Annotated in this window: 16 protein-coding genes; 8 read left to right on the forward strand and 8 right to left on the reverse strand. The window is 65.9% G+C overall.

The genetic code is table 11. From position 1 onward, the window contains the following. Positions 1–18: 18 nt before the first annotated feature. Complete coding sequence (dtd, locus tag VN634_06770; GenBank protein HXC50564.1) at positions 19–465, reverse strand: D-aminoacyl-tRNA deacylase; 447 nt, start codon at positions 463–465, stop codon at positions 19–21. Between the two features lie 162 nt (positions 466–627). Between dtd and VN634_06775 the strand changes: the two genes are divergently transcribed. The 3 genes from VN634_06775 (at position 628) to VN634_06785 (ending at position 3,433) form a co-directional block, all read left to right on the forward strand. Beyond that, positions 628–1,866: a methylated-DNA--[protein]-cysteine S-methyltransferase gene (locus tag VN634_06775; GenBank protein HXC50565.1), complete on the forward strand. Its 1,239-nt coding sequence runs from the start codon at positions 628–630 to the stop codon at positions 1,864–1,866. A gap of 61 nt (positions 1,867–1,927) precedes the next feature. Further along, on the forward strand, positions 1,928–2,602 hold the full coding sequence (locus tag VN634_06780; GenBank protein HXC50566.1) for a nitroreductase: 675 nt from the start codon (positions 1,928–1,930) through the stop codon (positions 2,600–2,602). A gap of 126 nt (positions 2,603–2,728) precedes the next feature. Beyond that, on the forward strand, positions 2,729–3,433 hold the full coding sequence (locus VN634_06785; GenBank protein HXC50567.1) for a hypothetical protein: 705 nt from the start codon (positions 2,729–2,731) through the stop codon (positions 3,431–3,433). Positions 3,434–3,470: 37 nt separating this feature from the next. Here the strand turns inward: VN634_06785 and VN634_06790 are convergent, their stop codons facing one another. Next, positions 3,471–4,256: an ankyrin repeat domain-containing protein gene (locus tag VN634_06790; protein HXC50568.1), complete on the reverse strand. Its 786-nt coding sequence runs from the start codon at positions 4,254–4,256 to the stop codon at positions 3,471–3,473. 73 nt (positions 4,257–4,329) lie between these two features. Further along, positions 4,330–5,649 carry a pectin acetylesterase-family hydrolase gene (locus tag VN634_06795; GenBank protein HXC50569.1) on the reverse strand — a complete coding sequence of 440 codons (1,320 nt, stop codon included), beginning with the start codon at positions 5,647–5,649 and terminating at the stop codon, positions 4,330–4,332. Positions 5,650–5,946: 297 nt separating this feature from the next. On the opposite strand from VN634_06795, the gene VN634_06800 reads away from it, so the two are divergent. Continuing rightward, the gene (locus VN634_06800) at positions 5,947–6,705 is read left to right on the forward strand and encodes a TetR/AcrR family transcriptional regulator (GenBank protein HXC50570.1); all 759 of its coding nucleotides are present in this window, start codon (positions 5,947–5,949) and stop codon (positions 6,703–6,705) included. 37 nt (positions 6,706–6,742) lie between these two features. On the opposite strand, the gene VN634_06805 is transcribed toward VN634_06800, so the two are convergent. Further along, on the reverse strand, positions 6,743–7,651 hold the full coding sequence (locus tag VN634_06805; GenBank protein ID HXC50571.1) for a hypothetical protein: 909 nt from the start codon (positions 7,649–7,651) through the stop codon (positions 6,743–6,745). Between the two features lie 256 nt (positions 7,652–7,907). Between VN634_06805 and VN634_06810 the strand changes: the two genes are divergently transcribed. Continuing rightward, entirely contained in the window at positions 7,908–8,372 is a 465-nt protein-coding gene (locus VN634_06810; GenBank protein HXC50572.1) for a YbhB/YbcL family Raf kinase inhibitor-like protein, read from the forward strand. 6 nt (positions 8,373–8,378) lie between these two features. On the opposite strand, the gene VN634_06815 is transcribed toward VN634_06810, so the two are convergent. Continuing rightward, positions 8,379–9,980 (reverse strand): L,D-transpeptidase family protein, encoded by a 1,602-nt coding sequence (locus tag VN634_06815; GenBank protein HXC50573.1) that lies wholly within the window; start codon positions 9,978–9,980, stop codon positions 8,379–8,381. Positions 9,981–10,208: 228 nt separating this feature from the next. On the opposite strand from VN634_06815, the gene VN634_06820 reads away from it, so the two are divergent. The 3 genes from VN634_06820 (at position 10,209) to VN634_06830 (ending at position 13,219) form a co-directional block, all read left to right on the forward strand. Then, positions 10,209–11,069, forward strand: coding sequence for a neutral zinc metallopeptidase (locus tag VN634_06820; protein ID HXC50574.1), 861 nt, complete (start codon positions 10,209–10,211; stop codon positions 11,067–11,069). A 117-nt stretch (positions 11,070–11,186) separates the two neighbouring features. After that, positions 11,187–12,476 carry a selenium-binding protein SBP56-related protein gene (locus tag VN634_06825; GenBank protein HXC50575.1) on the forward strand — a complete coding sequence of 430 codons (1,290 nt, stop codon included), beginning with the start codon at positions 11,187–11,189 and terminating at the stop codon, positions 12,474–12,476. Continuing rightward, positions 12,473–13,219, forward strand: a complete 747-nt coding sequence (locus VN634_06830; protein ID HXC50576.1) for an SCO family protein — start codon at positions 12,473–12,475, stop codon at positions 13,217–13,219. Before VN634_06825 ends, VN634_06830 begins: the two co-directional genes overlap by 4 nt. A gap of 3 nt (positions 13,220–13,222) precedes the next feature. Here the strand turns inward: VN634_06830 and VN634_06835 are convergent, their stop codons facing one another. The 3 genes from VN634_06835 to VN634_06845 all read right to left on the reverse strand — a co-directional run bounded on the left by VN634_06835 (position 13,223) and on the right by VN634_06845 (position 19,341). Beyond that, positions 13,223–14,767, reverse strand: a complete 1,545-nt coding sequence (locus VN634_06835) for an acetolactate synthase large subunit (protein HXC50577.1) — start codon at positions 14,765–14,767, stop codon at positions 13,223–13,225. Positions 14,768–14,885: 118 nt separating this feature from the next. Further along, a complete protein-coding gene (glsA, locus tag VN634_06840) occupies positions 14,886–16,748 on the reverse strand; it encodes a glutaminase A (GenBank protein ID HXC50578.1) in 1,863 nt (620 codons plus the stop codon). Positions 16,749–16,986: 238 nt separating this feature from the next. Next, positions 16,987–19,341, reverse strand: coding sequence for a CocE/NonD family hydrolase (locus VN634_06845; GenBank protein ID HXC50579.1), 2,355 nt, complete (start codon positions 19,339–19,341; stop codon positions 16,987–16,989). Between the last annotated feature and the right edge of the window lie 58 nt (positions 19,342–19,399).

Below are 19,399 nucleotides of genomic sequence, written 5' to 3' on the forward strand. Positions count from 1 at the left end.
CCCCCCGAACACCCGGTTTCAGCGGTTCTCGCGCGTCAGTACGAGCGTGACGGGACCGTCGTTTTCGATGCGTACCATCATGTCGGCGCCGAATTCACCGGTTGCGACCTCGAAGCCGCTGGAGCGAAGCCGATCACAGAAGCATTCGTACAGCGGGATGGCGTGTTCGGGCCGCGACGCGTCCGCGAACGAGGGGCGCCGACCCTTTCCCGCATCCCCGTACAACGTGAACTGTGACACGACGAGCACGCTCCCGCCGACGTCGTCGAGACAGAGGTTCATCTTGCCGTCCTCGTCGGCAAACAGCCGCAGGCCGGCGATCTTGTCGGCCATCCATTCGACTTCCGCATCGGTATCGCCGTGCGTGAACCCGACCAGCAGACAGAAGCCGTGCCCGATGGCACCGGTCTGTTTTCCGTCGATGGAAACGGATGCGCTGGCGACTCGCTGCAGGACGACTTTCATCGGGGATTCCGGCGGCTCGACTACGGCATCGCGCGAATCTCGGCAAATCGCACCGACGCTCAGCTGCCGTTCGGTGTCACGGGTGCCGGCGCGATGGCCGCCGAAGCGTCGATCGCAATTTCCTCCAATTCGGCGGCCGCGCGGGCGTGCTAGGTTGGCGCAATGCCAGCAACCGGTTTTACTGTTTTCGACACGCCGATCGGCGCGTGCGGCGTGGCATGGAGCGCACGCGGCATCGCCGGCGTGCAGCTTCCCGAGGCACGCGAGAGCGCGACGCGCACGCGAATGAAAAAGCGGTTCCCGCAGGCCGAAGAAGGCGCGCCACCGCGGCACGTGGCCGGGGCGATCCGGGAAATCCGCGCGCTTCTCAGCGGAAAGACGGCCGACCTGAGCGGCATCGCGCTCGATACCGCCGACGTTTCGCCGTTCTACCTGCGCGTCTACGAAGCCGCGCGAGCGATTCCGGCCGGACGCACGCGGTCGTACGGAGAGATCGCAACTGCGATCGGCTCGCCGAGCTCCGCACGTGCAGTCGGCCAGGCCCTCGGGCGCAACCCGTTTCCGATCGTCGTGCCGTGTCATCGCGTGATGGCTGCCGGCGGAAAGACCGGCGGCTTCACCGCCGAAGGCGGAACGAAGACAAAGCTGCGGATGCTCGCGCTCGAAGGCTGCGATACCGCAACGAACGGAGCGTCGCGCGCAGCACGTCCGCCAAAGCGCACGACATCGGTACGCGAAACCGTACCCTCCGCGGCTTTCGACCTGCGCCGTGCGGTTCGCGAGCTTCGCGCCGCCGATCCGGTGCTCGCGCGCGTGATCGATATCGTCGGACCGTGCCGGCTCGAGCTCAAGAGCGCCCAGAGCATGTTCGCCGCGCTTTCCGAGGCAATCGTCTACCAGCAGCTCACCGGCAAGGCGGCCGCGACGATTCACGGACGGGTCTGCGCGCTGTTTCCGAAGTCGCGGCGCGGCCTGACACCGCAGCTGATTCTCGGCGCCAGCGATGAAGCGCTTCGCGGCGCCGGCCTGTCGCGCGCAAAAGTCGCTGCGCTTCGCGACCTCGCGAGCAAGGTCGAAGCGCGCGCGATACCCACGCTCGCAGGCGTGCGCGCAATGACCGACGACGAGATCGTCGAATGCCTCACCGCCGTACGCGGCATAGGGCGCTGGACCGCCGAGATGCTGCTGATGTTTCGCCTCGGCCGTCCGGACGTCCTTCCGGTGGACGACTACGGAGTTCGCAAGGGCTTCGCCGTTACGTATCGCAAGCGCGATCTGCCGTCACCGAAACAGCTCGCGCGCCACGGCGAGAAATGGCGGCCGTGGCGCACCGTCGCGAGCTGGTACATGTGGCGCGCGTGCGAGCTTCCCGGGCTCGCCGACCTGGCCGCCGGCAAATGAAACGTCGTGTTGTAAACGGCCGCGTCCCGGTTTAGCGATCGCGCCTGCGGGAGGACACGACATGAGCATCGACGTACTGGACGCCATCCGGCATCGCCGCTCGACGCGCGCGTTTCTCGACCGGCCCGTTACCGAAGAAGACCTGCGGGCAATCCTGGAGACGGCGCGCTGGGCGCCGTCGGGCGGCAACTGCCAGCCGTGGCACGTCTACGCACTGAGCGGTGCATCGATGGGGCGCTTCCGCGCGGAGGTCGCCGCCGCGATCGAGACCAATCCGTTCGGCGAACCGACCGAGTTCCCGATGTATCCGCCCGCAATCAAGGAGCCGTACCGCACGCGCCGCTTCGAATGCGGCGAGGCGCTCTACCGCAGTCTCGAGATTCCGCGCGAAGACAAGGCGGCCCGGCTCGGGCAGCTCGCGAAGAATTTCGAGTTCTTCGGAGCACCGGCCGCGCTGTTCTTCGCGCTCGACCGGCAGATGGGCCCGGGGCAATGGGCACACCTCGGGATGCTGATGCAGACGATCGCACTCGCGGCCGAGGCGCAGGAGCTTGCCACGTGCATGCAGGAATCGTGGATGATGCGCCACGGCCTCATCCGGCGCTTCTTCGCGATCCCCGACGAGCTGCAGTTCTACTGCGGCATGGCCGTCGGGTACGCGGACCAGAGCGCGCCGATCAATTCATGGCGCACCGAGCGGGTGCCGGTCGAGGAGTTCGCAACGTTCTTCAGCTGAACGCCGGCAGCGTTGTTGCGGTGGTGCGGCGGGCGCGGAAACCGGTCCTTCGCGTCCACGCATAAAAATTTGCATGCGCGCACCGTTACTCTCGCGTGGAGATTTTCTTCGGGATAATTTCAGCGGATGGATGACAATCGGATCCGGCCCGGCGTGTGGCTGGCTGTCGTCGGCTCGCTGGGCGTTCTGATCCTCGTGCTGTCGCTGCTCGGCGGCGGCCGCCGCTCCGCAGTCGCTCCGGCGCCGCCCGAAACTGCAGCCATACCTGCCAAACCGGATTCGGCGCCGGTCGCATCGGGACAGCGGTCGCATGCCGCGTCGCGCAGCGCGCCGGCGCCTGCGGCCGTCGAGCAACCCGAATACATCGACGGGCTGGTCTACGGCGACATCGACCTTCGCGAAGCGAAGGCGCTGATGCCGGATAACCTGTACTGGCAGCTCGGAGCCCCGACCAAGGACCCGGAGGTGCTCGCAAAGCGCGACGAAGAGCGCAAAAAACGCAACGAGGAGTACGGGCGGGTCCTGGCCGGCGATGCCAACGAGGACGAAGTCAAGGCGTACTACGACTACAAGACGAAGCTTTCGAGCGACTACCTCGAGTTCGCCGAGTTCATGTCGCGCCGCTACCGCAACTCGGACAACAAGGAGTTCGTCGGCATGCTCGAGCTGGCGACCAAAATGCACGCCGACCGCCTGAAAATGCTGCCCGGCGAGATGGAAGACGCGCTCGAACGAAGCCGCGAGCGCGAGAAGGCGCGCGAAGACTGGAAGCGCCAGCAGGACGAGTTCGGAGCCGCCGGCCGGATTCCGAACGACGACGAAGAAGAATAATCGCCCGGCTCGAGATCCGCGACGAAGAATCAGCCGCTCAGCTCGCGGGCTTCGCGGCTGTCAGGCTGCGGCAATACGGAGCCGTTTCTTCCGCACGCTGCGCTGCCGTGCGACCTTCCTGATCCTTCGCCGTAACGTCGGCGCCTTTCTCGACGAGCACCTTCGCGATCTCGTCGATGCCTTTGTTGCAGGCCTGGATGAGCGGCGTGTCGCCGAAGTTGTCGTGCTGATTCGGATCGGCGCCGGCCTCGAGCATCATCACGACGAGCTGACGGCTTCCTGCAAGCACCGCAGTCTGCAGCGGCGTGCGGCCCTGCATGTCCTTGCGGTCGAGCTTCGCTCCATGCTTGAGCAGCCATGCGGTGATGGCCGTGTCTCCGTTGCCTGCGGCATCGTCGAGCGGCGAGCGACCGGCGGCGTCCGGCTCGTCGACGGGAAGGCCGAGCCCGGCAAGCAGCTCCACGATCTCGAGGCTGCGCCCGTCGCGCACGGCATACGCCAGCGCCGATCGTCCGACCTGGTCCTTGACCTTCGGATCGACTCCCTTGTCGAGGCACAGGCGCACGGCCGCCATGTCGCCGCGGCGGGCGGCGTCGAAATAGCGGTCGGTCAGCGTGAACGGGCGAGGGTCGGGAGCGCCCGCTTTCGGAAAGATCGATGTGGAAGGTTTCGGTTGCGCGGCGTCCGCGGGCGGCGCAGCTGCCGCAGCGTTAGCCGCATCGTCGGCCGGGCCCGGCTTTTCTTCTGCAGATGCCGGGGCGCATCGAAATACGACTGCCGAAACGAAGAATGCGGCGGCAAGGCTGCGAAGGATCGGTTGCATCGTGGTGCGCTCAAAAAAGAACGGCAGGGGCCCGGAGCGACCCCTGCCGTGAATGATCGTGTCCGCTTGCCTGTTAGAGCGCGGCGGAGACGAGGTCGTTGACGATCCCCATGCCGGGGTCTTCGTTGTTGTAGTAGTTCTCCGGCTCCTTGATCCGGCTGCGCGTGCCGCTGTTGATCCAGTTGTCGAAGAACACGTCGAACGGCTTGTTGCCGGACGGGCAGATCCAGCTCTGCCACGGATCGAGCGTGATCGCGTACTCGTACCAGTACTTCTTGCGTACCGTCGGACACGCGTGGCTGCCGATGTACGTCACGATCGTCGTGCAGTGACTGTCGTTCAGCGGCCGGTGCCACGGAATGTGGTAGCTGAAGTTGGTGTACAGGTTCATCTGCGTGATCAGGTTGGCCTGATCGGCGCGCCAGTTCGCCAGGATCTGCGCCTGCGTGATGCCGGGGTAGAACAGCTCGTACGAGAAGCGCGAGAAATTGTAGTCGCTCGAGTAGCCCGTATACGCGTGGTAGTCCGACGGATACTGCGTCGCCAGAGCCCTGGTCGCCGTACCGAAGTCAGCCGGGTTGAAGCTCGTCGGCATCTGCGAGTACACCGAAGCGAGATTCCACGACGACTCGATCTTCTTGTGCAGCAGCCACGACTTGTAGCTCGAGTTCGGCGCCGGGAAGAGCGGGCCCGAATCGTTGAGCGAGTAGCCGCGCGCAGGATTGAGCGTACGGCGCATCGTGTGGAACTCGGTCGCCGTGCCCACGCCGCCGGCGCTGAAGCCGGTCACGAGCAGCTTGTTGATCGTCGGGAAACGCCCGTGCAGGAAGTTCGCGGCGGCCAGCGTGTTGTTGAAGCCGTTGTGATGCCACGTGAGCGGAGGATTCACGCCGGTCGGATCGGTGTACGTCTTGGTGGCATTGCCGGTATGCACGTCGCCCGTGCAGTACGGCATGTAGACCATGTCCCAGCCGTTGGTCGCGATGTAATCCTTCGAACGGAACGGCAGGCCCGGATCGGCGCCGTTGATGATCGGCGAGACGTACTTCGGTTCCATGCCCGACATGTACGTGTCGGGAAGGCCGTTCGGGTTGGATGCGCCGAGCGAGCCCGCGCGACCGCTGCAGGTGTTGTAGTCCCAGCACGCGCCGCCGCCCTCGAAGAGGATGACCATGTTGTTGGATGAGGGGGAGTCGTAGTACCAGAACTTGTACTGCGAGCCGTCACCGCAGACCGTTCCGGGAAGAGCTACCTTCTGCCACGCGTAGGTGTTGCCGCCGTCGACCACGAGATCGACGATCAGATCGAGTTGGGCGAAAGCGGTGCTTGCCGGCAGCAGCGCCGCGGTGAGAACGGCAAGCTTGGCCGCTTGCCAGGTCCGTTTTTGTTTCATGGTCGCGTACCCCTCCGTACGGGAATGAGAACGTTGTGTTTGGATTTCTGCCCCTGTCGCCGGGACAGTGGCGATTTTGTATCCGACTGACGTTAATGCGACAAGACCCATGCGGAACTTTTTTTACAATCTGACACTAAATGGGGATTCACGCTTGATTCGTTTGTTCCAGCGGTGAGAAGCTAACGCGACGCGTTGCGGAAGAGGTCACGGTCAATGTGATCGTTTCAACAATGCGATGCCGGCTAAGGCCGAATCATCATCGATTGTAAGTAAGACCCGCAACGGAACTCCAAGATGTCGAAAGTTCACAACAAAGAGATGCCGCCGGCGACAGCGCCTGCGGACGATGCGAGCCCATCCACCGAGGTCCCGCCTGCTTCGGCTGCGCGCCGCCCGCGCGGCCGGCCTCGCCAGGTCCCGCTCGAAGAACAGCGCGAGACGATTCTTTCGACCGCCACACGCCTGTTCGCAACCGACGGCTTCGACGGCGTGACCAGCGAGCGGATCGCGGAAGCGTCGGGGGTCGGCCGGCCCACGGTCTATCAGCTGTTCGGCTCGAAGAACGACGTCTTCATTGCGGCGATCGACCGGGCGTTCGCGCGCATCCTCACGCATGTCCGCCGCAGCTTCGGCACGACCGTCAACCTTCGCGGTCGCAAGCAGGCCGTCGCGAACATCACTGCGTATTTCGAAATCGTCACGCAGGAACCCGACACGTTCACGATGCTGCTGCTGGCCGACCGCAGCGGTGATGCGCCGACTCGCGAAGCGGCCAAGGTGATCCGGCGCCGCATGCAGGACGCCGTCGCGGCGTACATGCGCGCTACGTGGGAGGGTTTCCAGGACCTGACCGAGCGCGATGCGCAGCTGGCCGCAACGCTGATCGCGTCAGCCGTCGAAACGTCGGCCGTCTATCATCTCGAAAGACCCGACCGGACGACGCCGGAGATCGTGCAGTTCGTTGCCGACTTCGTATGGGCCGGCATCTACGATCTTGCGGTCGGCCACGACATCCCGATGGGCCGCAAGGGCACTGCGCGCAAGCCCGTCTGATTGCGGCCGGGTGCTGTGCGCGAAGCGCGCAGCCGATTCACCAGAAACGCCACGAGATTTCGCTGCGCGCCTGCACGAGCGAGTCGCGCTCTTCGGATGTGTCCGGAGGACGCGTCACCCACAGCGGCGTGTAGAAAACGCCGATCGCGAGCCGCAAGCGGTCGCCGATCGGCAGCGTTGCACCCGCGCCGAGCGAGAACGTCCACGTGTCGGCCGCGAGCCTGGTGCGGTCCGGGGCTCCGAACGTCGTGTTGTGCACGTGAAACTCGGTGTTCAGGTAGTTCGCGCCGAGCGTCAGGTACGGGGCAAGATCGAAGAGCCGCTCGATGCGATACGACCCGGCGAGCTCGAGCCCGACGTAGCGCTGCACGGCAGTATCGTTCGACCGGGTTTCGCATCCGTATGGATTCTGATCCGAGCCCGGTTCGAACCGGATGATGCGCCCGGGACACGTCAACGCACCGCGCAGATGGCCGACCTCACCGTGAAGGCGCGCGCCGACGGTCCACGGACCGCGCTCGAGGAGAGGCCGCTCGATCGCGATCGACAGCAGATTGGTGCGCACGCCGAACAGTCGAATCGGAGGAATGTAGCCGACCGACAGCGCGAATTTCCACGGCAGTCCCACGGTCAGTCCGGGCCGTCCGAAGATGTGCGACTTGTTGAGGTCCTCGACCTTGGTGCCGCCGAAGCCGACCCTTCGTTCGGATTCGCTGAGGTCGGGAAGCGACGCGAGATCGAGAAAGATTTCGAGCGACCATGGCTCGCGTGTCCTCGGAGCTCCCATGCCCGAGAACGACGACGCCGACGTGTAGAAGAACATCGCCCATGACTCGGGGGCATCGGTCGGGAGATGATCCTCACCGGCGTGCACACCCCGCGGGCCGCCGAGAAAGGCAGCGAGCGCGACGGTGACCGCGAAAACCCGGGACCACCGCTTCGTCATGCGTGGGATTCCTCGTGACGGGGACTCCTCGTGACCGACCGGACAGGGGATCGCGCGCACCACGGCGAGCGAGTTCTCGCGCAATTTCGAGCTGGCGTAAACCGAAATCCTGTCCGTATTGGCGGACGCGTGCTTAGCTGGACCCGTGATGGCAGCCGCCCGAATCCCGGAGCCGCCACTGTGGCGGCGACAAACGTCACTTCTTCTCGTCGCGCTGCTCTTCGGTATGCCGACGGTTTGCGGTGCGGAGGCCGCGATGAAGATTGAATCCACCGCATTTGCGCCCGGCGGCGAGATCCCGGTCAAGTACACGTGCAAAGGCGACGACGTGTCGCCTCCTCTTTCCTGGTCGGGAGTGCCGGCCAATGCCAGGAGCCTCGTACTGATCGTCGACGATCCGGACGCACCGGATCCGGCGGCGCCAAAACGAACGTGGGTGCACTGGGTCGTTCATGGACTTGCTCCGGCATCGACGGGTCTGCCGGAAGCCGCGGGCAGCTCGCCGCCTCCTGCGCCCGCAAAGGCCGGCCTCAACGACTGGTCGCGCCCGACGTACAGCGGTCCGTGTCCTCCGATCGGACGCCATCGATACTTCTTCAAGCTGTACGCGCTCGACATCGAGCTTCCCGCGATGGAAAGCGCGACCAAGCCGGCACTCGAGAGCGCGATGCAGGGACATACGATCGCGCACGCCGAGCTGATCGGAACATTTCAGAAATAGAACCGATCAGATCGATGCTGGCGCGCGCTGCCCGGATGTCCGCGAATCCCGTGATTCCCGTGAATTGTGGCCGAGCACGCGCAGGATCTCCTGGTCGCGATCGTAAATGTCCGGCAGGAACTCGACGATTCCGTCGCGGCCGACGCCGACCGACGAATACATCACAAGGACCGGAACCGGATTTCGCAGCGTGATCCACCTCGTCTGTCCGCGCGCAATCGCGCGATTGAGCGCGGCGACGCTCCACGCCGGATCGTCGAGGGCGAGCGCTGCGAGCTCGACCGGATTCTCCACGCGCACGCAGCCGTGGCTGAACGTTCGCGTCGCGCGGTCGAACAGCGATTTCGTCGGCGTATCGTGCATGTAGACGGAGTACGGATTCGGAAACAGCATCTTGATGCGCCCGAGCGCGTTGTCCTTGCCCGCCGCCTGCACGTAATCGTCTCCGGTGCGCACGATGTGCCTTCGGGCAAGATAGCGCGGATCTTTGCGCAGGCCTGGAAGCAGCTCGTTGCGGACGATCGAATCGGGCACCGACCAGGTCGGGTTGAGCACGACCGACTGCATGTCGGCGCGGAACATCGGCGTTTCCTTGTCGCGATCGCCGACGATCACGCGCGAACGCCAGATCACGCGGTCGTTCTCGACGAACGCCACCCGGAACGCCGCAACGTTGACCATCACGTAACGCTCCGGAAGGTCGTGAAGGAACCAGCGGCCGCGTTCGAGGCTCGCGCGGATCTGGTCGATGCGCGCGTCCACCGGCACGTTGAGCGCAGCAAGCGTGCGCGTGCCGAGCGCACCGTCGGCCGCAAGACCGTGGCGCAACTGAAACGCGCGCAATCCGTCGCGAAGCTCGTCGTCGAAAACGTCGCCCGGCTTTCGCATCCATGAGCGGTGAAGATCTCCAGTGACCGCGAGACGCTCACGCAGCGCCGCAACGCGCGGATCACGCTGCCCCGGCTGCAGCGGAGGTCCGGCCGCAACCGTGCGCCATCCGCCGGCGGCGCGGATCTCGCGATAGGTTGCGAGGGCCTGTTTGAGCCTTTCGTACGTCGAGCTGTGCGGCTCGAGCGCTGCGACAAATTCGCGCACCTGTTGGCGGTCGATTGCCTCCTGGAGCTCGGCAGCCAGATCGTCACCATCGGCGAGACTGGCCGGAAGCATGTCGGGACTCGGCGGACTCGGGGGCGCAACGCCGTAGCGCACGTCGTGCGCGAGGCGAACCAGCGCGTCGGTCATCAGCACATCGCGCGCTGCCGCATCGAACGCGGCATTGCCGCTCCCGCGAGCGCGGCCGGCAATCGCGTCGTAGTGGTAATCGCGCGCATCGAGGCCCTGCGCTTCGCCGTCGTGGATCGCGTCGACGAGGTCGGCCACGTTTGCGCGGGCCGTCCACAGCGGCTCGAACTCGCGGCGCCGGTACAGCTCGAAAAGCGTCGCCGACCGCGAGACGGTTTCGCCGGCTACGACGATGCGGCCGTCCTGCTGCATGTCGCCGAGCAGGCGTTCGATGACCGGCTCCTGCGGGGACGCCGCAGCGAGGGCACCGCGGGCAGCGGCGAGAGCAACGAAACACCAGAGACCCATCTGCGCAATCGACTTCATCGGCGCCGACGTTAGCGTGGTTCCGCGACGACAATCACAACGATCGTCGTGTTTCGTAAAAGACCGGCGCTTTCCGCCTCTCCGGCGCTCGTCACGGGGAAACCTGCATTTTGACCGGTGCTCGCGGCGGCGCGATCGAGTGCGATCCGTTTCCTCTGCTCGAACGATCACGTCGGCTTTGTTGTTAGCCCTGACTGCGCGGGTCATTGTCGTTTCGGGAACAACGAAATGGACTGGCGGCGATCAAGACAGAGCGAGAATGTCGTTACCGGCGGCGCTGCGCGCCTCGGCGGCGGCGTGGGACTTGGCGGAGTGGCGATCGTCGTGCTGGTCGGGCTCGTGATGGGCCGGAGCCCTCTCGAGATCCTCGGCCAGCTCGTGAACATGAACGGCGGCGGCCAGTACGAGAGCGGCGAGGACGTTCGTCCGACGACGCCCGAGCAGGGCGAGCAGGTGCAGTTCGTGCGTGCGATCCTCGGAAGCACCGAGGACACGTGGGAAGAGGTTTTCTCCGCCGCGGGAAAATCCTATCCGGCGCCGCGCCTGGTGCTGTTCGGAGGCGCGGTCGAATCCGCGTGCGGCCGGGCGTCTGCCGCGGTCGGGCCTTTCTATTGCCCCAACGACGCTCAGGTTTATCTGGACCTCCAGTTTTTCCGCGACATGGAGCAGCGCTTTCATGCGGCCGGCGACCTCGCGCGAGCGTACGTGATCGCGCATGAGGTCGGGCATCATCTGCAGAACGTGCTCGGCGGAATGAGCGCGGTCGACAGGGCCCGGCAGCGCGGCGCCAGCATGGAAGGCGCCGAGGGACTGTCGGTGCGCCTCGAGCTCCAGGCCGACTGCTTTGCGGGCGTATGGGCCAACCGCAGCGAGGAGCGCCTGCACTGGCTCGAGCCCGGTGATGTCGAAAGCGCACTCGCCGCCGCCACTGCGATCGGCGACGATGCGCTGCAGCGGCAGGCGCAGGGCTACGTGGTCCCCGACTCGTTCACGCACGGAACCTCGCAGCAGCGAGTGAGATGGTTCAAGGCCGGCCTCAAGAGTGGCGACATTGCGAACTGCGATACGTTCAAGGCCGACCAGCTCTGATTCCGTGCCTTTTCCGTAAGTGATAAATCGTCCGCGCTTGCTGCGGCACGGCGCATTCTCCGATATGGGTGCGTTCGTCCTCGCGACCACGCTCGGCGAACCAGGGAGGGCTCACCAATGGCGCATCGTCATCTCGCATTCCGGCTCGGCCTTTTTCTGCTTATCGCAATCGCCCGCCCCTCGGCCGCGGACGAGACCTGCATGTCGCCGTACATGCCGAAGATCACCGGCCAGGAGGATTACGTCTACGTCTGGACGCTCGGCGTCGATGGTCTTGGTGACGGTTCCGACAAGCTCGTGACCGTCGGGGCCAATCCGGCGTCGCCGGATTTCGGCAAGGTCGTATCGTCGACTTCGGTCGGCGGGCGTCACGAAGCGCATCACGGCGGCTTCACCGACGACCGCCGCGAGCTGTGGCTGGCCGGCATCGACGACGGCTCCATCTTCGTCTTCGATGTCGCTACCGATCCGGCCAAACCGAAGCTCACGAAGACGATCACGACGTTCGAGAAAGACAGCGGTCTCGCCGGGCCGCACGGCTTCTATGCGCTTCCCGGCCTCATGCTCGTGCCGGGCCTTTCCAATGCGAAGGATCGCGACGGGCGTACCGGGCTTGCCGAGTACGGCAACGACGGCAAATTCGTGCGCACCACATGGATGCCGGCCGGCGCCGAGTACGGCTACGACGCGCGCGTGCAGCCGCGCCTGAACCGCATGCTCAGCTCCTCGTTCACCGGATGGAAGAACTACATGCGTCCGCTCGGCGACCTGATGAAGGATGCCGAAGCGATGAAGAACTTCGGAAACACGATGGTCGTCTGGGACTTTCACGCGCGAAAACCGCTGCAGACGCTGTCGGTGCCGGGCGCGCCGCTGGAAATCCGCTGGGCGCTTCAGCCGCGTCACGATTATGCATTCACGGCATCGGCGCTGAGCGCCAAGCTCTGGCTCATCGAAGCCGGCAAGGACGGCAAGTTCACGGCGACTGCGGTCGCCGACATCGGCGATCCGTCGAAGATTCCGCTGCCGGTCGACATCAGCCTGTCTGCCGATGACAAGTATCTGTTCGTCGCGACGTTCATGGACGGAAAGGTACGCGTCTTCGACGTCAGCGACCCGCATCATCCGCACGTCGCGCACGAGCAGGTGATCGGCAAACAGGTCAACATGATCTCGGAAAGCTGGGACGGCGAGCGCGTGTACTTCACGTCGTCGCTGCTCGCCAACTGGGACAAGTCCGGCGCCGACAACGAGCAGTTCCTCAAGGCCTACCACTGGGACGGCAAGGAGCTGAAGCCGCTGTTCGCGGTCGATTTCAACGCGGAAAAACTCGGCCGGCCGCATCACATGCACTTCGGCCAGAACGGCTTCTACGCGGGAACGGTCACTCCGAAGCCGGCTTCGTGAAGCGCACAGCCATCGCCGCTGCTCTCGCCGTCGTGCTCCGGGGCGCGACCGGCCTGGCGGCCGCAGCGAACGTGGCCGGCAGCGCAGAGGCCGGCGATCCCGCGCCGTACACGTTCTCGATCGGACCGTTCGTTCCGTCGTACGCGCCGCCGGCGGCCGGAACGTACGAGCTTCCGCCGATCGGTGCGGTCGGCGACCATCCGCTGATCGATGCGTCGGGCGCGAAGACGACGCTCGCTGCCGTCGTCGGCGGGCGCATGGCCGTCGTCTCGTTCATCTACGGCACGTGCAGCGAGAAAACCGGTTGCCCGCTCGCCACGGCAGTCCTCCACCGCCTCGATGAGCGCATTGCCGCGAACCCCGACATGGCGCAGCGCGTGGCACTGGTTTCAATCAGCTTCGATCCTGCGCATGACGCCGACCGCCTCGCTGCGATGCAGCGCATGCGCGCCCCCGGCTCGACGTGGGCATTCGTCACGGCGCCCGACGAAGCTGCGCTCGGGAAACTTCTCGCGGATTTCGGTCAGTCGATCACGATGCTTCGCACCGCGGACGGGCGCGCGACCGGCAAGTTCCGCCATGTGCTCAAAGTGTATCTGCTCGACCGCGCGCAGAACGTGCGCAACATCTACAGCGTCGGCTTCCTGCATCCCGATCTGGTCTGGAACGATCTGGAGACGCTGCGCATGGAACAGGCGTCGAGAGCTTCAGCCGGCGCGGCAAGCCGGCAGAAATCACGGTAACCGTCAGAGAATCACTTCGATCAGCCGCGGGCCGCGGCCTTTCATCGCGCTCGCGAACTGGTCGTCGAGCTCCTCGGTGGTCGTCGCGCGCGAGGCTTCGACACCCAGCGCACGCGCGAGACCGCACCAGTCGATCTCCGGATTGTGAAGATCGAGCATCGACATCGCTTTCGGCCCCGGGTCTCCCGCACCGACGCGACCGAGCTCGATGTTGAGGATCGCATAGGAACGGTTCGCAAAGATCACGGTCGTGACGTCGAGCTTTTCGCGAGCCTGCGTCCACAGCGCCTGCAGCGTGTACATTCCGCCGCCGTCGCCCTGCAGCGCGATGACCTTGTGGGCCGGACATGCGACTGCTGCACCCGTTGCGAGCGGAATCGCAATGCCGATCGAGCCTCCCGTAAGAGCGAGATGGCAGTGCGGCGGCGCGGTCGCGGTCGCGAACGCAATGCCGAGTCCGGAGGTTGCGGCTTCGTCGGCAAGGATCGACTCCTCCGGCAGAAGCCCCGCGATGATCTGACCGACGCTGAACTGATTGAGCCCGCCCTGCGGTTTGGACGGACGCTCGAGCGCGGCGCGGCCCGCCGGTTCCTTCGGCGCGTGCACGGCTTCGGCCAGCGAGCAGAGCGCGGCAAAGCCGTCCTCGTGCGCGTGCGCGAGGTACTGGATCTCGCAGCCGGCCGGCGTACACCAGCTCGGCTTGTCGGGGTACGCGAAGAACGAAACCGGCGGCTTTGCGCCGACGAGGATCAGCACTTCGACGTCGGCGAGGAAATCGACGATCTGCTCGGCGAAATACGGGATGCGCTCGACGGCAACGATGCCGGCTCCGCGCTCGAGCCTCGGCGCGAACGTATCGCACATCAGGCGCGCGCCGGTTGCCGCGGCGATGCGCCCGGCGGCGTCGAGGCCGTCGCGCCGCAGCACGGCGCCGCGCAGAAGGATTGCGCAGCGCTTTCCCGAACGCAGCGCGGTCGCAGCGGCGTCGATCGCATCGTCGGAAACTTCGGCCGCGAGCGGAACCTCGAGCGGCAGCGCGACCGGCCCGCCTTCGTTCCAGGCCGTGTCGGCGGGAAGAATCAGCGTCGCGACCTGGCCCGGCGCCGTGCGCGCAGCCTGCACGGCGCGCGCACCGTCGGCCGCGACCGAAAGCGAGCTCGTGCTCGAATGGATCCAGCCGGAGACCGGCCGCGCGAAGCCGACGATGTCGGATGCGAGCGGCGCGTCGTACTGCGCATGATACGTCGCGTGATCGCCGACGATGTTGACGATCGGCGTGGCCGCGCGTCGCGCGTTGTGGAGATTGGCCAGGCCGTTGGCGAGCCCCGGTCCGAGATGCAGCAGCGTTGCCGCCGGCTTGTCGGCCATGCGGCCGTATCCGTCGGCCATGCCGGTCACCGCGCCTTCGAACAGGCCGAGGATCGCGCGCATGCCTTCGACCTTGTCGAGCGCTGCAACGAAGTGCATCTCCGAAGTTCCAGGATTGCTGAAGCAGACTTCGACGCCGGAGTGGACGAGCGTGCGGACGAGACTTTCTGCGCCGTTCATGGGGTCCCTCGTGCGAAACAGGTTATTCGACTGCACCGCGCGGCGGCGGCTGGCTCGTCTCCGCGTATTTCCGACCACGGGCAAAGTCGACCGCATCGCGCGCCGACGGGCCGTGCGGTCACGCGGACAGTGCGACCACCTCGCCGCTGAGCCGGTCGGTGATTGCGCTCGAGACGCGCAGCAACCCGCGCAGCAGCGCGTTCTGAAGGCCCGGATCGTCACGCCCCATGCGATCGAACGCCTCGCGCGTCAGGATCAGGCATTCGAGCTTGCGGTCGGCGCGCACGTCGGCGGTCCGCTTGCCGCCCTGGAGCACGCCGGCTTCGCCGAACGCCATGCCGGGTGCGATCGTCGACAGGCGCTTCTGCTGTCCGCTCGCGAGGTCGAGCGTTGCGCTGCATTCGCCGGACACGATGAAGAACAGGCGGTCGGCCTCGTCGCCTTTGCGGACGATCATTGCGCCGCGCGCGAAGCTCGCGCGCTCGACGTAGGCGGCGAGCTTCTCGATGTCGTCGGATTTCATTCCCGTGCAGATCTGCTGATGCGGCAGCTCGCACGGTTTGTCCGCGCCGAGGCCCGGCGCCACCTGGTCGATCAATGTGTTCTCGCACCACTCGATGCCGCTCTCGAGCTGCGGGAACGTGCGCACGCCCGCCGTGTTCTCGCCTCCGAGCTGCTCCTCGGCGTGGCGCACGAACGCGTGGACGGTCTGGGTTCCGGTAAGGATCGTGCGTGTTCCGACGCGTGCCATCGTGCGCATGAGATCGACGAGAAGATGCATCGCCGACGAATCGATGCTCTCGACGCGCTTGAAGTCGAGGATCACGAACAGCGATGCTTCGACTCCGGCAAGCAGATGGCGGCTGATGGTCTCGGCGGCGGCAAAATCGACGTCGCCGTGAAGCTCGAGCACGCGCGCGCGGTGGCCGTGCTCGGCAAAGACTTCGAGCTCGCGCGAACGGCGGCGGCGCTTGGAACGCACGCTCGACAGCGAGTACTCGGCGCGCACCGTCGCCATCGACGAGCGCGGCGGCGTCAGAAAGTGCAGGCCCCAGTCGCGCGAAAGACGCTCGCACGCGAGCACGCCGCGGACGCTGTTGCCGCGCGCATCGAGCCGCGGCGAGAACACGCCGATCCCGAGCCGCCCGGGAAGCACCGCCATGATGCCGCCGCCGACGCCGCTCTTGGCCGGCATACCGACGCGGTAGACCCATTCGCCGGCGTAGTCGTACATTCCGCACGTCGTCATCACGCACAGCAGGTCGCGCACGATGGCCGGCGAAACCACGCGTTCGCGCGTGACCGGATTGGTGCCGCCGGCCGCGAGCGTCGCCGCCATCATCGCGAGATCGCGGCATTCGACTCGCACCGAGCACTGCCGGAAGTAGAGGTCGAGCGCCGGATCCGGATTGTCGCTGACGATGTCGAAGTTGCGCAGCATGTGGCCGATCGCGCGGTTGCGATGCCCGGTCTCCTTCTCGGACTGGTAGACCGCGTCGTCGAGGTCGAGCAGGCGGCCCGCATACATCGAGAACAGCGCGAGGATGCGTTCGAAACGATCGGGCTCCGAGCGCCCGGCGACGAGCGACGCGGCCGTGATCGCACCCGCGTTGATCATCGGGTTGAGCGGACGGCCGGATCCCGGCTGCAGGCTGATCGAATTGAACGCGTCGCCGGTCGGCTCGACGCCGATCTTGCGCAGCACGCCTTCTTTGCCGCGGTCCTCGAGCGCAAGCCCGTAGACGAGCGGCTTGGAGATCGACTGGATCGTGAACGGGATGCGCGTGTCGCCGACTTCGTAGACCGCACCGTCGGTAGTCGCGACGGCGATCCCGAACCACGACGGGTCGGCTTTGGTGAGCTCGGGAATGTAGGACGCGACCGCGCCGTCGTCGATCGGGGCAAGCTCGGCGTGGACACGCTCGAGATAGAGCCGGATCGGAGAGGATGCGAGGGGTCGGGTCGCAGCAGCTGTGGACACAGGAACCTCCTGCCGACCGGCTCGCGCCGGTCCTCAGATCGACCGGCCTGCGCCGGTGTCCTCAGATCGACCGGCTCGCGCCGGTGTCCTCAGATCGACCGGCCTGCGCCGGTCTCAATGGGTGGTCCCCGATGGCGTTGTGTCAGAGCCTGAAAATGATGCAACGACCGCCAAACGCGCGCGGCGCCGGTCGCATGAATGCCACCGGCGCCGCGTGTCGCTCTGTCGTGAGCTCAGCCTACTGCCTGCACTTGAGCGCGGTGTCGGACGCAGTGCAGTCCGAAATGCTGCCGGAACGCTCGACCGCCGAATTGTGCAGCAGCGTCACCGTCACCGGGCCGGTAAACGGCGCATCGATCGGCTGGCCGCGAAGCGACAGCTTCAGCAGCATGAGCCCGTCCTTCGGCGTCAGCGTTGCGCGGTAATCCGCGTCCGCGACCGTGTCGCGGCAGGTGATCTTGCCCTTCGCTGTCGTGCGGCAGCTTCCGAACGTGTGCGACACGTCGAGACCGGCAGCGTCCTGGATGCGGACGTTGAACGGCGGCGGCGCGCTGAACTCGGGCGACGCGTCGAACGAACCCTTTGCATCGACGCGCCCGTCCGCGGAGCCGGCGCTCTTTTCCGCACGCACGTTCACGCGCGAGAGCGTCAGGCTGAGCGGCGTGCGCGCCTGCGCGCACGTGTAGTCGACTCCTGCGGTCTCGTCGGGACCGAATGCGTATCCATTTGGAAGGACCTTACCGGACGGTGCATCGATGAGACCGCCGTCCGGCGCCTCGAGCACCGGCAGCCGCAGGCGCAGGTTCGTCACCGTAACCGGCAGTTGGCCGTTCGAGTTGCGACCGTACGGCTGATCCGCCGGAAGCAGCTCGAGCTTCGGAATGTGACCTTCGCGGAACTTCCATCCGTTCGGATGAAGCTGGAACACCTGGCATGACGCTACCGTGTTGATCTCCGGACGATACAGGCCGCGCGCGACCAGCGTTTCGGTTCCCGCCACGGGATCGACATCGAGCAGACGTGCAGCGACCTGCGACGTGGAACCCGGCGAAAGGATGTCGGCAACGATCGTTGCCGATCCCATCAGCGTGTAACCTGCCGCCGGTGCCGGCTCGCCGCGATACGTCGCGGCGCCGGTCTGGTCGTCAGCCGGAGCTGTCGCGCATGCACCGCTGCCGGAGATCGGATCGAATGCCTGTCCGACCTGCTCATCGGTCGGCACGTCGTCGGCGATGATCTGCTGGGCGGCGCTCTCGATGCGTACTTCTCCCGGCGCGAGCGCAGCCCACGTCGGCGCCTGGAACGGACCAGCCGACGGGCCGTCGCAGACCTGCGTCACCGTCTGCACGCCATCGAACGGCGCGGCGCCGTCGCCTTTGACGTAGAAGTCGAACCACTCGTGAAGCTGGGAATTGCGGAACGCGGTGTCTTCCACCTTGTTCTGTCCGCGCTGGTGACCGTGATCGCCGAACATCAGCGAGATCGGCGTGCCCGGATGGTTCGTGCGCGTGCGATTGTAGTAGCGGATCGCTTCGTCCGGCGGGAACAGGTCGTCGGTAAAGCCGTTGGAGATCAGCATCGGCGCCGGCGCGACAGAATCGTCGATGTAATAGCTCGAATGGTGGCGCGTCAGCTCGTCGACGGTGTCGAGCAGCACCGGATTGTCGTCGTACGGCTCGCCGGCGTTGGTGACGGTGAACCATTTGGTCAGATCGGCATCTTCGTCCTGGCCGGTCGGTGCGTAGTTGCTGCCGGCAAGGCCGAGCGCGTAGAGGCCGGCGACGAACGACTGCTTCATTACGCCGCCGCGGCCGCGCGCGTCGTACCGTGCGTCGGCAACGTAATCGAGGGTATGACCGTTCGGCGTGAGCGCATATGCCATGTCGGTCCACGGGATGTCGGGCTGCGCCGCCGCGATCTGCATTGCCTTTCCGCCGGGGCTCACCCACGGCACGAGATGGCCGTCGGCGTTCGGCGAGCCTTCGTGCGCGCCCATCATCTTGCGGTTCCTGAGTGCGCCGAGCGCCATCGAGATGCCGCCGCCGTACGAGCTGCCCATCGACGCGATCTTCTGCGGATCGATGAGGCCTTCTCCGGATCCGCCGGACGCCGCCTGGTCGGCGAGCGCTTCGAACACTTCCTGCGCATCGCGCACTTCGTAGCGCGTATCCATCAGGTGGTTGTAGCCGTTGTCGCAGACGCCGGGCATGAGACGCTTCGGGTCGGTCGCGCCGCACGAGTTTCCCCAGCCGCGATCGCTCATCGAGAACACGGCGTAGCCGTTGTCGAGCCACTGCTGCATCGAATCGGATGTCAGCGAGATCTTCGCGCCGCCCCAGCCATGGAACACACCGACGATCGGGAAGTTGCCGTCGGGGCCCGCAGCCGGCGCGGGCGGAAACGCAACGTTCACGTCGATCGGTGCGCCGTCGAAGCTCGTGAAGATTCCCGAGCAGTGGCGCTCGCCGGCGTTGGCGTCGGCCTGGACGGTGCAGACGACCGTGCCGCCGAAAATACTGGTGATGTCGGCCGACGCCGGATCGGCCATGGATGCGATCGAAAGCGCGGCGACTGCCGCGATCATCTTCTTCATTGAGGGTCCCTCCGCCTTTGGCGGCTCTCAGGCCGCGGGGGCACCCTCTGGTCTGCAC

It is taken from the genome of Candidatus Limnocylindrales bacterium (assembly GCA_035571835.1).
Lineage (GTDB): Bacteria > Desulfobacterota > Binatia > UBA1149 > CAITLU01 > DATNBU01.